Annotated in this window: 16 protein-coding genes; 5 read left to right on the top strand and 11 right to left on the bottom strand. The window is 34.9% G+C overall.

Translation table 11 applies throughout. The features are described from left to right. Window positions 1-68 precede the first annotated feature (68 nt). From xerD to GMD78_RS02190, 6 genes are all read right to left on the bottom strand, one after another. The gene (gene xerD / locus GMD78_RS02215; RefSeq protein WP_155666697.1) at window positions 69-962 is read right to left on the bottom strand and encodes a site-specific tyrosine recombinase XerD; all 894 of its coding nucleotides are present in this window, start codon (window positions 960-962) and stop codon (window positions 69-71) included. Between the two features lie 4 nt (window positions 963-966). Next, window positions 967-1,173, bottom strand: coding sequence for a YqzK family protein (locus tag GMD78_RS02210; protein ID WP_155666695.1), 207 nt, complete (start codon window positions 1,171-1,173; stop codon window positions 967-969). Between the two features lie 243 nt (window positions 1,174-1,416). Continuing rightward, window positions 1,417-1,875 (bottom strand): ferric iron uptake transcriptional regulator, encoded by a 459-nt coding sequence (gene fur, locus GMD78_RS02205; protein ID WP_155666693.1) that lies wholly within the window; start codon window positions 1,873-1,875, stop codon window positions 1,417-1,419. Window positions 1,876-2,010: 135 nt separating this feature from the next. Continuing rightward, window positions 2,011-2,655 carry a stage II sporulation protein M gene (gene spoIIM, locus GMD78_RS02200; protein ID WP_155666690.1) on the bottom strand — a complete coding sequence of 215 codons (645 nt, stop codon included), beginning with the start codon at window positions 2,653-2,655 and terminating at the stop codon, window positions 2,011-2,013. A gap of 87 nt (window positions 2,656-2,742) precedes the next feature. Beyond that, window positions 2,743-3,915, bottom strand: a complete 1,173-nt coding sequence (locus GMD78_RS02195) for an endonuclease Q family protein (RefSeq protein WP_155666688.1) — start codon at window positions 3,913-3,915, stop codon at window positions 2,743-2,745. Window positions 3,916-3,919: 4 nt separating this feature from the next. Then, window positions 3,920-4,465, bottom strand: a complete 546-nt coding sequence (locus GMD78_RS02190; RefSeq protein WP_196493698.1) for an NUDIX hydrolase — start codon at window positions 4,463-4,465, stop codon at window positions 3,920-3,922. Window positions 4,466-4,591: 126 nt separating this feature from the next. Between GMD78_RS02190 and GMD78_RS02185 the strand changes: the two genes are divergently transcribed. Next, on the top strand, window positions 4,592-5,512 hold the full coding sequence (locus GMD78_RS02185) for an aldo/keto reductase (protein ID WP_155666684.1): 921 nt from the start codon (window positions 4,592-4,594) through the stop codon (window positions 5,510-5,512). Between the two features lie 163 nt (window positions 5,513-5,675). Here the strand turns inward: GMD78_RS02185 and GMD78_RS02180 are convergent, their stop codons facing one another. The 3 genes from GMD78_RS02180 to GMD78_RS02170 are packed head-to-tail and all read right to left on the bottom strand — an operon-like array spanning window position 5,676 to window position 7,770. Further along, window positions 5,676-5,993: an iron-sulfur cluster biosynthesis family protein gene (locus GMD78_RS02180; RefSeq protein ID WP_155666682.1), complete on the bottom strand. Its 318-nt coding sequence runs from the start codon at window positions 5,991-5,993 to the stop codon at window positions 5,676-5,678. Between the two features lie 24 nt (window positions 5,994-6,017). Next, window positions 6,018-6,818 (bottom strand): SDR family NAD(P)-dependent oxidoreductase, encoded by an 801-nt coding sequence (locus GMD78_RS02175; protein WP_155666680.1) that lies wholly within the window; start codon window positions 6,816-6,818, stop codon window positions 6,018-6,020. After that, window positions 6,811-7,770, bottom strand: a complete 960-nt coding sequence (locus GMD78_RS02170) for an MBL fold metallo-hydrolase (RefSeq protein ID WP_155666678.1) — start codon at window positions 7,768-7,770, stop codon at window positions 6,811-6,813. Before GMD78_RS02170 ends, GMD78_RS02175 begins: the two co-directional genes overlap by 8 nt. A 130-nt stretch (window positions 7,771-7,900) precedes the next feature. Here GMD78_RS02170 and GMD78_RS02165 point away from each other — a divergent pair, with 130 nt between their 5' ends. The 4 genes from GMD78_RS02165 to GMD78_RS02150 all read left to right on the top strand — a co-directional run bounded on the left by GMD78_RS02165 (window position 7,901) and on the right by GMD78_RS02150 (window position 12,056). Beyond that, a complete protein-coding gene (locus GMD78_RS02165) occupies window positions 7,901-8,635 on the top strand; it encodes a glycerophosphodiester phosphodiesterase (protein WP_155666676.1) in 735 nt (244 codons plus the stop codon). Window positions 8,636-8,647: 12 nt separating this feature from the next. Next, window positions 8,648-9,664, top strand: a complete 1,017-nt coding sequence (gene namA, locus GMD78_RS02160; protein WP_155666675.1) for an NADPH dehydrogenase NamA — start codon at window positions 8,648-8,650, stop codon at window positions 9,662-9,664. Window positions 9,665-9,752: 88 nt separating this feature from the next. Continuing rightward, window positions 9,753-10,679, top strand: coding sequence for a ribonuclease Z (rnz, locus tag GMD78_RS02155; RefSeq protein ID WP_155666673.1), 927 nt, complete (start codon window positions 9,753-9,755; stop codon window positions 10,677-10,679). A 6-nt stretch (window positions 10,680-10,685) separates the two neighbouring features. Continuing rightward, window positions 10,686-12,056 (top strand): aldehyde dehydrogenase, encoded by a 1,371-nt coding sequence (locus tag GMD78_RS02150; protein WP_155666671.1) that lies wholly within the window; start codon window positions 10,686-10,688, stop codon window positions 12,054-12,056. Window positions 12,057-12,099: 43 nt separating this feature from the next. Here GMD78_RS02150 and GMD78_RS02145 read toward each other — a convergent pair whose 3' ends face one another. Continuing rightward, window positions 12,100-13,347, bottom strand: a complete 1,248-nt coding sequence (locus tag GMD78_RS02145) for a DNA polymerase IV (protein ID WP_425495040.1) — start codon at window positions 13,345-13,347, stop codon at window positions 12,100-12,102. 432 nt (window positions 13,348-13,779) lie between these two features. After that, window positions 13,780-14,907 (bottom strand): tripeptidase T, encoded by a 1,128-nt coding sequence (locus tag GMD78_RS02140; RefSeq protein ID WP_155666667.1) that lies wholly within the window; start codon window positions 14,905-14,907, stop codon window positions 13,780-13,782. Window positions 14,908-14,929: the final 22 nt, after the last annotated feature.

Raw genomic sequence — 14,929 nt, 5'->3', positions numbered from 1 at the left:
GTACAAATATATGATTACTTTCTCATCATGTTGTATGATGTCAGACAACTATAATTAAAAAATAAATACTAAGCTCTTGGATGATATGTTTTATACATATCTTTTAATCTAGTTTTCGTTACATGTGTGTAAATTTGCGTCGTTGATATATCGGTGTGCCCCAGCATTTCTTGAACAGCACGTAAATCAGCCCCATTTTCTAATAAATGAGTAGCAAAAGAATGTCTTAGTGTATGAGGTGTTATTTCTTTTTGAATATCTGCTTCTTTTGCAATCGCTTTTAATATTTTCCAAAAACCTTGTCTTGTTAAAGGTTTTCCATGTTGGTTAACAAATAATATAGTTTCATCTTTATTTTTCTTTAACAGATTATTTCGTGCATGGTTAATATACTGGTCAACGGCATTATGTGCAACATCACCTAATGGAACAATTCTCTCTTTTGATCCCTTACCAAAACAACGTACAAATCCCATCGTTAAATGTAAATCATTCATTGTTAACGAGATTAATTCACTCACACGCAATCCTGTCGCATAAAGTAATTCTAGCATTGCCTTATTTCGCAGCTCTAAAGGGGTAGTAGCTTTCATATTTAGAAGGCTATCAACCTCTTGCATAGATAAAACATGAGGAAGTTTTCGTTCAATTTTAGGTGTTTCAATATGTAAACTAGCATCTTGATGAACTAATTCTTCGCGAATTAAAAACTGATGAAAAAGTCGAATGGATGATATTGTTCTCGCCATTGTTGCTGCAGATTTTCCGCTATCCTTTAATGTATGCAAAAATCCAATAATATCCGCTCTACTAACATGATCCCAATCATCTTTTTGGACTATTTTGTTAATATATTGTACGTACTTTTTCAAATCTCGTTTATAGGAGCTGATCGTATTATCAGATAATCCTCGCTCTATTTGTAAGTAGTGAAAAAAATCTTCGAATGCATACTTTAACATAAGGTTACTCTCCTAATCGAAAAAATAAATTCAAACGATCTAACAAACTTTGCTCTTCATTAAATACTTTAATTGACGGTCCTTCCGGTGGATCATAGCGATGATATTGTTCGTATTCAGCGTGCATGACTTGTAAACCAAAGTAGAATAAAAAAGTACATGCAACAAATATGACGAAAACTTTAATTGTATCCCATACCACTCGTTTCATCTGGCATTTCTCCTCTTTTAATAATAGTCATATTAAAAGATATGCCAAAAAAGATTAGGATTATACATATAACTATAATTCTAGTACATTTAAATTGACGAATAACATATACAATTCCTCTAGTTCAAAAATAACGCATTTACCTTTCTTTGTAAAATATTATTTTGATAAAACATCTCTAAAAAATTTAAAAATGCCTTTTCTCTATAAGAAAAAAGACATTCTACTCTAATTCGTACAATTTTATGATACTTCCACAGGAGCAGTTTTTTGGCACTTCTTGCAAAGACCATGAAATGTTAAACGATGGTCTTTTACTTTAAAGCCCCATTCTTTCTCAACGATTTTCTCTACATCTCCTAGTAAATCATCCATAATTTCTTCTACAGATCCACATTCAATACATACTAAGTGATGATGGAAATGCTCTGCACCTTCCTTACGCAAATCATATCTTGAAACCCCATCACCAAAATTTATTTTATCAACTATTTTTAATTCAGAAAGTAATTCTAATGTTCTATATACAGTAGCCAGACCAATTTCAGGTGCTTTCTCTTTAACAAGAAGATAAATGTCTTCAGCACTTAAATGGTCTTCTTCACGTTCTAATAAAACACGAACTGTCGCTTCTCTTTGTGGAGTTAGCTTGTAGCTTTGTGCATGGAGTTGTTTTTTTATACGATCAATGCGATGTTCCATAGCAGATCCCTCCCTCATATCCCACCTTTAATTATATGCACAGTTAAAAGTAGTGTAAAGTATAATGAGTATTATTTAAGTACATTTTCATTATTATTTTATAATTATTATTAATAATAACAGAAATTCTTCGTTTTAACTAGTTGAATAATAACTTTTTATTAGCGATTCTAGTGCACCATTTGCAACAAATGCTTCTAGTGATGCAGCTGCAAATGACAATAGGAGCAATATGCAAAACACACTAACATATCGGACAAAAGGCTGTGTTAATGAATGAGAGAACTTTCGTGAAAATAATTTATTTAATAAAGTTAACGAAAAAATCATCGATAAACTACCAGCAATAATATAGATTGGTATAATTACTATATTTTGTGGTGCGATTGAAAATGAAGCTAATAAAAAACCTTGCATACCAAGCTGGTTAACTAGAAAACCAACTGAAAATCCAACTACCAAACCTTTTATAAAAAGTAATATCCATACAATCGGCAAACCGATAACAGATAAACCTAATATAAATAATAAACCTAGATATTTCACATGATAAAAGAAGCTTTCTTTTAAAATATCTTTATTTTCAATCGTTTGTCCACTTGAAATTTGACCAAAAAAACGTTCTAAATAAAAGAATAAATCTTGCTTTTGGGGTATATTCATACTATTAACAATGATAGCACCGAATATTATTCCTGTTAGAAACAAGATTACCATAAATAAATATATCGTTGCGTATTCCCTCATATGATCTACTGCTTGCACACTTTTTTTGTACATAGGAATCCTCCATTCGAGATGCTCTTATAGTTAAAAACTATGAAGAATTCCTAATAAAAATACCAATTATTCTATCTTTTTATCAAATTAATTACTAGAACGGATGCTTCCATACTTTCCTCCCCCACCGGCTTTGATCTGTAATTTTCCTTCTCTCATATGAATAATAGACAAAGCTAATTTCTCAGGTACAATCTCTCGTAACTCTTCTAAGGAAGCATGGTGAATTACATTCATTTCTGTATGAAAATGTGATAATAACTTATCAAATGTTTTCGGACCTAATTTCGGTAAATATTCTAAAGGTACTTGGTATAAATAAGGTGGTCTTCCCTTATGTTTTTCTTTCGCATCTGCTAGTTCATTAATTCTATCAAAAACTCCCTTAATTATTTTCTTCGAACCACAACTCGGGCATTCACTAGTTCCCGGGCTTACTTGCTCCAAACAATGGTCGCAAACAGTAGTGTGATATTTACCTAATTTTGGATTCATACCAAAGTTTCGAGCTATTTTTCGGTCGCCTACGTCATGCAAGGACCATTCAAATTCTTTAAAAGAAGGTTCAGCCATTACAACCTCTTGATATTCACGGGCTATTTTAGCCAAGGAATGTGCATCCGAGTTCGTTACAAACGTATATCGGTGTAGCTCTTTTATCTGATCAGCCATTTCTGTATCTGAGCTAAGACCTAGCTCAATACCATCTATTAAATCAGGATCAAATACTTCTTCTAATGAACGTTTAACCCCTTTTCCATAAAGACTTTTAAAAGGTGTAAAAACATGTGCTGGAATAAAGATTCCACCTAATTCTTTAACTTTATATTGCAGTTCCTTTGCTGTTCCATAATATCGTTGTGAACTTAATGTGATATTTTTCATTTTCGTAACAAGCCATTTTGAAAAATGTTCTATCTTTTCTAATGTCGGAAAATAACATAATACATGAATAGGACCGTGACAATGTTCATCATATACTTCTATTTCAGACCCAAGAATTAATGTGACTTCCTCAAAACGAACTCCACCATCCTGTAATTCATGTGCTTGTCCTTGATTAATTAATGATTTGAGCTCTTGCTGAACTGCAGGAGCATGGCTATCGATGACACCGACCATATGTATTCCTTTATTTCTACTGGATTCTTTTAGTATATTTGTTAATGTTAAACTTTTTGAACCGGTGATTTTTACCGGCTTTCCATACATATCTCTTCCAATATGAATATGCATATCTGCAAAGTAAGAGTGAAGCAATTCGTTACATCCTTTCTAGCATTTCTAAATATAAAATAGCATAATTCGTCTTTGCATCATGAATTCGCTGTTGTTGAACATACTCTATTGCCTCATCCAACGTTAATTCGATGATCTCAACAAACTCATCTTCATCTGGTGATAATGGGTCTTTTACCTTTTCGATTTCCTTTGTTATGAATATGTACATAAGTTCATCTGCAAATCCAGGCGATGTATAAAAAGATGATACGAAATCAAGCTGATTGCTACGGTAACCTGTCTCCTCCTCTAATTCTCGAAGTGCTGTTTTTTCTGGTTTTTCTCCTGGTTCTAACTTACCTGCTGGTATTTCAATTAACGATTTTTCCAATGGTTTACGATATTGCTCTACAAACACAATTTTATTATCTTTGGTAATAGGAATAACTGCTACCGCTCCAGGATGTTTAATTAATTCACGCTTAGATGTTTTCCCATTCGGCAAACGTACCTCATCTACTTGGAGATTAACCACTTTTCCATTAAATATTTGCTCCGTATGAATTGTTTTCTCTTCAAATTTTTTCATCAACCGATCATTCCCTTATTTGTAATAGACAGTTCCATTTTAGCATATTTTCTTTTAGCTCAAATAGTTGTGTTTCACTCCATGTGTTTCTACAATGAAACTAGAACCAATAGGAGGTAATATTAGATGAATAAAAATCAACTAGGAAATTCAGATATCGAAATCTCAGAATTAACCTTTGGTTGTATGTCACTTGGTACAAATCAGAAACAAGCAACCTATATGATTGATTATGCACTTGATTCTGGTGTAAATCACCTAGACACTGCAGATTTATATGACTTTGGAAAAAATGAAGAAATTGTCGGTGAAGCTATTAAACATAAGAGACAGGAAGTAATTTTAACATCAAAAGTTGGAAATCATTTTTCAAAGGATACAAAAGATTGGTTTTGGGATCCGTCCAAAGAACATATCCTTAACGGCCTAAAAGATAGCTTGCGGCGATTACAAACTGATTATATCGATTTTTACATGCTTCATGGGGGCACAATCGAGGATCCAATTGATGAATCAATCGAAGCGTTTGAACAGTTAAAAAAAGAGGGATACATTCGTGCTTACGGGATTTCTTCCATTCGCCCAAATGTCATTCGAGAATACGTCAGCAATTCTACTATTGATGCTGTAATGATGCAGTACAGCCTACTTGACCGTCGTCCAGAGTCAGAGGTATTAGACCTTCTCCATAAACATAATATCAGTGTATTGGCGCGTGGACCTTTAGCTAAAGGGATGTTGAGCAATCGAGCAAAAGAACAAATTGATACAAAGGGACAGGAAGGTTATCTAGAATACACTTATAGTGAACTGAAAGAGATTTATAATAAGCTGTCAACTTTTACCGACCATGAGCAATCATTAAATGCAATTGCATTAAAATATGTTTTAAAACATCCTGCAGTTACGAGTGCTGTATTTGGAGCAAGTAACGTAGAACAACTCCGTGAAAATATTGATAAAGATCCATCTTCGGATATCAGTGATTCTTTTTATCAGGAATTGAAACAGATTACAAAAGCAATGAACTATAAGCAGCATCTATAAGCAGAGAAAATAAACGAAAACCCACTTTTTCTGAGTACGATGCAATGTTGTCGAAGCAATTCTTGGTCCTGAGATTACTCATTCTATATCAATACCTTCACACAAAAATGAACCTAAATACAAATTATGGCGGTGTATAGAATCATACACCGCCATATATAAATTAACTAACAACATTTGCTGGTGAAATAAACGGATTAAGAATCCCCTCGTTACTCACTAATCTAAAGGTTTCAGCAGAAAAATCTAACTTCATATATTTACCGAAGAACACTGCATGCTGCTCAGGGACAAAAACAGGTAGTAAATTACTAGAGATCCTTTTATACGTGCTCAATGAGTCGTTTATGATACGGAAAGTTGGTACCCCATTGACACCACACCCACAGCCTTCTGTATCATACCATAATAGAATACTCGGTTGCTCACTGCTTAAATCATTAATTTTTTCTATCGCTCGCGGTGTAATCATGAGTTCCATTAGGAAACCCTCCTGTTGTAGTGTCTATTTTTTATTAAACTGTCTTTTCAATACCATTTCCATCATACCAGGAAATAGATTATAAAGCTTACTCCCAACTTCCATCCAGCGTGGCATATTTATTTCCCGCCTACTAGTAAAAAGTACGGAGACTACCTTTTTAGCAACCTTATCAGGATCAAGCATATATCTTGCTACATTTTGTTGGTAGGTTCCATGTGGATCAGCCGTTTTAAAAAAGGCTGTACGAACTGGACCTAGATTAACTGCAGTAACAAAAATGTTTTCCTCTGAGAGTTCTAATCTTATTGCATTCGTAAAGCCTAATACCGCATGCTTTGTTGCTGCATATACGGAAGACTTAGGTGTAGCCATTTTTCCTGCCTGAGAAGCAATGTTAATAATATGACATGATCCCTTCTTATTTCTTAGAAAATGGGGCAATACCGTTTTTGTTCCTTTGATCAGCGCATAGACATTTAGTTGAAACATACGTTCAATATCCTGCCAGGATAAATCATTAGCAGACTCAAAAATACCTACTCCTGCATTATTAATAAGTCCGTGAACCTCAACATGTTCATCGATTATGGAATGAAAAGTAGCTGTCAACTGATTAGGATCTAACAAATCTATTTGGTACACAAAACTAGTTGTGTCAAGTTCATTTTTCATGGCTGTTTGGAGTTGTTTAAGCTTGTCGATTGACCGAGCTACCATAATTGGAATTCCACCACTCTTTGCAATATGCCAAGCAATTTTTTCTCCTATACCACTTGATGCTCCAGTGATAATAATTTTTTTCTGTTTTACTTTATCACGCATGATAATATATAACTCCATCTTCATTTGTTTTACTAATTAGATTTTCATTTTCAAGGTAATCGAGTTGTCCAATCGTTTCTGACATAGTTAAATCGAGCTGTTTTTCATATTGTTTAGGAAAAATTTGTTGGCAAATCTGAAATGCGGTTTGAGAATATTCCCTTAATAGCGTGAGAACTTTTCTAGCCCGTTGTTCCTGCTTTACTAATCTAGCTGGAACCAAATCATTTATATTACTAAACATTTCTCCATGGCCCGGGTAAACCTTGGTAATACCAAGTGATAAACATTTTTGCAAATTATTACGATATTGTAGCATTGGTTTCGGCCGTGCTTGGCCAAAATGAAGCGGTGGTTCAAGCAATGGATTTGAGGAAATATGTGATAGTAAGTGGTCTCCTCCAATAAAGGAACCATCCTCTTCACGTATAAACGATAGATGACTTTGCGCATGTCCTTTTGTTTCAATTACTTTCCATTCATCATGTCCAGGTAATGCATCCCCTTCTGTGATTATATCTGTAAGTTTCCCTGTTCCTGCAAAAAGTAGTGGACGGCGTAGCTTATCTAAAAATCCGTGATACTCTTTAGGAACACCGGACATCTGAAAAAGCTCACGAAAAAATTGCTCATAATGATTAAAAAAGGATTCATCCCGTGTTAACCAAAGATCAACATTTTTATGTGCTATCATACGTTTGGCACGTGGAAAATTTTCTACTAATCCAATGTGATCCGGATGATGATGAGTTAAAATTATTTGTTCTATATCATTCGGATAATATCCTAATTCCTTTAATTGGATGGTAAATGCTTCCCAAGCCTCCGTAGTTTTAACACCTGCATCAATTAACGATAAGGTATCACCTTTTAAAATATAGACATGGGTATCTCCTACAGCAAACGGAGTTGGAACAGTAATCTGACTGATTGTTTTATCTAATACATTCATGAATTATCCCCCAAAATGAATGGTCATTCATTATTTTTCTTTATTTTACACCTTATTCTAGAAAAAGTCACATAAGATTAATTGACTTTTCAAAAAAACTACAACAAAATCTAGAGAAGAGGTGAATAAATTGGTAACAAAAGTGATCGCCCATCGAGGGGCAAGTAAATATGCACCAGAAAATACCATGTCAGCATTCGAACTTGCAGTAGAAATGGGGGCTGATGGAATCGAAACAGACGTACAACTAACCAAGGATCATATTCCTGTTTTAATCCATGATGAAAATGTTAAGCGTACGACAAATGGAACAGGTTTAATCAGCCAACTAACATTTAAGCAAGTAAAACAATTAGATGCAGGCGCTTGGTTCCACCCTTCCTTTTCTGGTGCTACGATTCTTTCCTTAGATGAATTTTTACAATGGTTCGCAAATAAGTCGTTATATTTAAATATTGAACTAAAAAATAATAAAATAGAATATAAGAATATCGAAGCTATTGTTTACGAAATGCTTGGACACCATAAACTACTAAATCGTAGCACAATTTCGACATTTAATCCAAATAGTATTAAACGAATGAAAAGCTATAGAAAAAATTTGGAGGTAGCTTTTTTAACATCAAAGAGATACCGAAATCTCGTTCAATTAACTAAAGAACTTGGTGGTAATGCCCTTCATATTAAATATCGATTATTAAATCGACCACTTGTTGAGCATATACACCAAGAAAATATGGCTGTTCGTGTCTATACGATCAATAAGACAAGTCGAATGTTAAATTGTTATCAACATGAATGCGATGGAATTTTTACTGATATACCAGACAAGGCAAAGCATGTTCGTAAACTAGTTTTTAACTAGGAGGAATTATTCATGGCAAAACTTTTTTCATCTATAGAATTTCAAGGGGTAACACTAAAAAACAGAATTGTAATGTCGCCAATGTGCATGTATTCATCTGTAAAAGAAGACGGGATGTTAACACCATTTCATATGACCCATTATATATCTCGTGCTGTAGGCCAAGTTGGCTTAATTATGGTAGAGGCAACCGCTGTTCAACCAGAAGGACGAATATCCCCTCAGGATTTGGGTATATGGAATGACAAACATATAGTAGGGTTTAAAGAATTGAACGATCAGTTACATAGTTATGGTGCAAAATCTGCCATCCAGCTAGCTCATGCAGGTAGAAAAGCAGAATTAGAATCATCTATTTTCGCACCTTCTGCCCTTTCTTTTAATGAGTCGTATAAAGAACCTGTCGAAATGACAGCAGCGGATATTGAAAAAACCGTTGATGCCTTTAAAAATGGAGCAAGACGTGCGAAAGAGGCAGACTTTGATATTATAGAGCTTCACGGAGCACATGGTTATTTGATCAACCAATTTCTATCTCCACTTACAAATAAACGTACTGATCAATATGGAGGGAATCGAGAAAATCGCTACAGATTCTTACGTGAAATTATTCATGCTGTTCAAACAGAATGGAATGGTCCAATATTTGTTCGGATCTCAACTGATGAATATCACGAAAATGGAAATACATTAGATGATTATTTCTATTTTACAAAAGAGATGAAACAACAAGGAATTCAATTAATTGATTGTAGTTCAGGAGGGGTTGTTCCTGCATCGATCCATACGTATCCTGGTTACCAAGTAAAACGTGCCGAGGCAATAAAACACGAAATTGACATAAGAACAGGAGCTGTAGGTTTAATCACAACAGGAATTCAGGCTGAAGAGATATTACAAAATGATCGTGCAGATCTCATTTTTCTTGCTAGAGCTCTACTAAAAAATCCATACTGGGCCAAACAAGCAGCAGATGAGCTAAAGTATGAACTTAAAGCTCCAAAGCAATATATCAGAGGTTGGAAATAAAGTAAATCTTACATGAAGTGGGGGTTACTACCCCCACTCATTTAAATTATATTTGCAGTAAATTGAGGGAATGTAGGGAGTTGTCTATATGGAATTAATGTTCCTAGGAACTGGATCAGGTGTACCATCAAAAGAAAGAAATGTATCAGCTATTGCATTAAAAATGCTACATGAAATTAATAGCATATGGTTGTTTGATTGTGGAGAAGCTACTCAACATCAAATCTTACATACAACAATAAAACCTAGGAAAATAAATAAAATTTTTATTACTCATTTGCATGGTGACCACATTTTTGGACTTCCGGGTCTTTTAAGTAGTCGTTCTTTCCAAGGTGGTGATGATTTATTAACCGTTTATGGACCAGTAGGTATTAAAGAATATGTTCATACTAGTTTAGATTTAAGTGGAACACAATTAACCTACCCTCTCTCCATTATAGAAATAAGTGAAGGTAAATTATTTAGTGATGAACATTTTACCGTATACTGCAAAAAACTAGAACACGGGATTCCTAGCTATGGATTTCGTATCGAAGAAAAGGATAAACCTGGTGAGTTATTGGTAGAAAAACTAAAAGAAAAAGGTATTCAACCAGGACCAATATATCAAGAAATTAAAGAAAATGATGTCGTAATTACAAATGATGGTATGCAGATTAATCGAGCCGACTATATTGGTCCTAGTAAAAAAGGTAGAATTGTTTCGATTCTAGGTGATACACGATCAACTGAAAAAAATTCATCCTTTGTAGAAGGATCTGATATTCTTGTGCATGAGGCTACATTTAACCAAGAAAAAGAGAATCTAGCAAGAAAGTATTATCACTCGACAACCATTCAGGCTGCTTTACTAGCAAAAAATAGTTCAGTGAAAAACCTAGTTTTAACACATATATCATCTCGTTTTCAACAAGATGATTGGCATGATTTATTACAGGAGGCACAAGAAATCTTTCCCAACACGGAAATTGCTAGTGATTTTTATCAAAAAGAAATTAAACTTGAGGTGTGAATGTATATGCAAGATATAACGATGCTTGTCGAACAGCAACGATCTTTTTTTTATAGTGGAAGCACATTAGACTATCGTTTTCGAACGAAACAACTTAAAGCGTTAAAACAGATGCTTCAGCGTTATGAGCAAGAAATTTATATAGCACTAAAGGAAGATTTAAATAAATCGAGCTATGAAGCATTAACAACGGAAATTGGCTTTCTGCACATGGAAATCGATTATACCATAAAACATCTAAAAGAATGGATGGAACTAGAGCAAGCTGATACACCAATTACGCATAAAGGTACAAAAAATTATATCCAAAAAGAACCTTATGGCGTGACCCTAGTAATCGCACCTTGGAATTATCCCTTACATTTAGCGATAGCTCCTACGATTGGAGCCATTGCTGCAGGGAATACTGTGGTAATGAAGCCATCAGAGTATACCACATCGACGTCTTCCCTTCTATCAAAAATGATTTATGACACGTTTGACACTAATTTTATTGCTGTTGTAGAAGGCGATGCAGAAGTCAGTAAAAAATTATTAGAGCAAAAATTTGATTATATCTTCTTTACTGGTAGTACAGCTGTTGGAAAAATAATAATGGAGCAGGCTAGTAAGCATCTGACTCCAGTTACACTTGAATTAGGTGGGAAAAGCCCGGTAATTGTAGATAAAGATGCCAATATTGATTTAGCAGCTAAACGGATTGTGTGGGGGAAATATACAAACGCTGGACAAACATGTGTCGCTCCTGATTATATTTATGTCCATGAAAAAGTTAAAGGAAGACTTTTAAAGGCCATGAAAAAGCATATTAAGGCTTTTTACGGAAAACAGCCAATTCAGAACAATGACTACGTTCGTATTGTAAGTAGTAACCATTTCAAGCGATTAGAAGCATTCCTAACAAATGGAACAATTGTAGTTGGTGGAGATACAGATAAAGAAACATTAATAATGGAACCAACCATTTTAGATAATATTACTTGGGAAGATCCAATTATGCAGGAAGAAATATTCGGACCACTTCTGCCCGTACTCACCTTTTCAACGTTAGAAGAGATTGTTGATAGACTAAAACGTATGGATAAATCTTTAGCTCTATACTATTTTGGGGAAAAAGAAAAAAATCAACACTATGTATTTAAACATATTTCCTTTGGTGGAGGCTGTATTAATGACACGTTATATCATTTAGCAAATCCTCATCTACCATTTGGAGGTGTTGGAACAAGTGGTATGGGAGCCTATCATGGCAAATATAGCTTTGAAACCTTTTCCCATCGAAAAAGCATCTTAAAACAAACTACCAAATTTGATATTCCCATCCGCTATCCAGGAGGGAAAATAGCCGAATCAATTCTAAAGAGAGTTATGAAATAAGGACAATTAAAAATAGAAGCTCATTCCATTGATAGAAGGGCTTCTATTTTCTATAATCATCTAAAAAATCCTTCTGAAAACTTGTTCGAGGTTGATCTTGTACTACTGTATTTCTTATTTGTTTAAATGGGTTTTTACCATATTTAGTTGTTAACTGATCAATTGCTGAATAGAGTTTCTCCTTACTAGCTTCTTTCTCATACGTAAATAAATCTAACTGCTCCGCTATATCTTGTTTATCATGAATATCCTGTATCGTAATCCCTAATAAGCGAATTGGTTCTTGATTCCAATGTTCCTGCCATAAATCTTGGGCTATATAAACAATATCTTTTTTATCCTCAATAAATGATTGTAGTTTTTTACTTCTTGTAATTGTCTTACGATCATGATAACAAATCATTAACTGAACAGTCTTACCCGCTACTTGTTTTCGTTTCATTCTTCGTTCAATATTATCAGCTAATGACAGCATTAACCCACGAATTTCAGCCTCATTAGTAGTATCTTGCGGTAACGTTTGTGAACTACCGATACTTTTAAATTCATTGACTGCATCAGGGTCTACAGGACTTAAATCAATTCCATTTGCTCTATTTTTTAGTCTTTCACCATTAACGCCTAATATCTGCTTCAATTGATATTCATCTTTACTGGCAAGATCCTTAATCGTATTAATATCAATTGCATGTAATTTTTCTGCTGTTTTCTCTCCTACTCCATACATTTCTTCAACAGGCAATGGCCATAGCTTTGTTGCAATCTCTCGTTTGCGTAAAATGGTAATTCCTAACGGTTTTTTCATATCTGAAGCCATTTTTGCCAAAAACTTATTTGGTGCAATACCGATACTACATGGCAAATCAAGATTGTCTAAAATTTGTTTTTGTAGATTTTCAGCTATTTCTATTGGTGTCCCTAAATGTTTGACATCCGTAACGTCCATATACCCTTCATCGATTGACACTGGTTGAACATAGGGAGTAATTTCTGCCATCATTTTAAAAATTTCACGTGAGGCACTTCGATACCGTTCGAAGTTAGGACGCATTACAATCAGATTTGGACATAGCTTTCGTGCTTGCCAAAGAGGCATCGTTGTTTTTACACCTTTTGCTCTTGCTTCATAACTACTAGTTACAATAATCCCCCTACGTTCCTCAGGGTTTCCTGCAATAGCTAAAGGTTTTCCCTTTAACGCTGGATTATATGCCGCTTCAACAGAAGCATAGAAGCAGTTCATATCAATGTGAAATATTATTCTTCTTTTATTAGACTCTTGTACCATGATTTTACATCCTTAAGAACAATTGTTTGTATATCCATTATATCATAAAGTGAATCTTCAATCAGAGGGGGCGCTTTATCTCCCCTTTGATTGTTAGATGAACGAATCGGGCATTTACGGGCAGTTGCCCCAGTTAAGCTCCTTGACTAACCGCCATGTTTTGGGGGATTACTGCCCGTTATATGCGGGATAAAGTGAATCTTCAATCAGAGGGGGGCGCTTTATCTCCCCTTTGATTGTTAGATGAACGAATCGGACATTTACGGGCAGTTGCCCCCCACTTAAGCTCCTTGACTTAACCGCCATGTTTTGGGCGGCTTACTGCCCGTTATATGCGGGATAAAGTGAATCTTCAATCAGAGTGCGCCTTTGCACCAGTTATAAAAGGAACATAAGAAAAGAACCTTTAGAATAGTTTCCAAAGGTTCTTCCAACTTATTTAGCAACTTCTTTAATAATCGCCTCTACTAATTCTGTTATTTTAACTAACTCGCTCACAGGAATTCTTTCATTTGTCGTATGAATTTCTTCATAACCAACAGCTAGATTAACCGTTGGAATTCCAAATCCGGCAATAACGTTCGCATCACTACCACCGCCACTCTTTAATAGTTTACTTTCACGTCCAATGGATTTGGCAGCATTTCTTGCGACTTCTACTACTTGGTCTCCTGCTTCTTGCTTATACCCTGGATACATGATTTTAATATCGACTACAGCTTCTCCACCAAATTCCTGTGCGGTAGTTTCGAAAGCTTCTTTCATTTTAGCAACTTGAGCTTCCATTTTCTCTGGCACTAAGGAACGTGCTTCTGCGAGGATTTCAACATGATCGACAACTATATTCGTTTGTTTTCCACCTTCAAAACGACCAATATTTGCAGTCGTCTCTTCATCAATACGGCCAAGTGGCATTTTAGAAATAGCTTTTGCAGCTAGCGTAATAGCAGAGACACCTTTTTCAGGAGCTACACCAGCATGAGCTGTTTTACCTTTAATAATAGCAAATACTTTAGCTTGAGTGGGTGCAGCAACAATGATGTCCCCTACATCCCCATTACTATCAATCGCATACCCAAATTTTGCATTAATTAATGAGCTATCTAATGCTTTAGCGCCAACTAATCCAGATTCTTCTCCTACGGTAATGACGAACTGAACATCACCATGTTCCTCATTATTTTCTTTTAATGAACGTATAGATTCTAAAATAGCAGCAAGTCCTGCCTTATCATCTGCCCCTAAAATTGTCGTTCCATCAGAAACGATATAATCATCATCCTTAATTGAAGGTTTTACACCTTTACCAGGTACTACCGTATCCATATGGGATGTAAAATAAATTGGGTCAACCCCTTGTTTATTTCCCTTTAGAGTACAAATTAAATTCCCCGCTCCATGGCCAGTTTTTTCTTTACTGTCATCTTCAACCACTTCTAATCCAAGTGATGAGAATTTATCTTTTAAAACTGCTGCAATTTCTGTCTCAAATTTTGTTTCAGAATCAATTTGGACAAGTTCCATAAATTCATTAATTAGTCGTTCCTTATTAATCGTTGTCATTGATGTAATCCTCCTATGTAAA

It is taken from the genome of Ornithinibacillus caprae, assembly GCF_009728145.1.
Classification (GTDB): domain Bacteria; phylum Bacillota; class Bacilli; order Bacillales; family Amphibacillaceae; genus Ornithinibacillus; species Ornithinibacillus caprae.
This window is presented reverse-complemented; position numbering and strand designations above follow the sequence as displayed.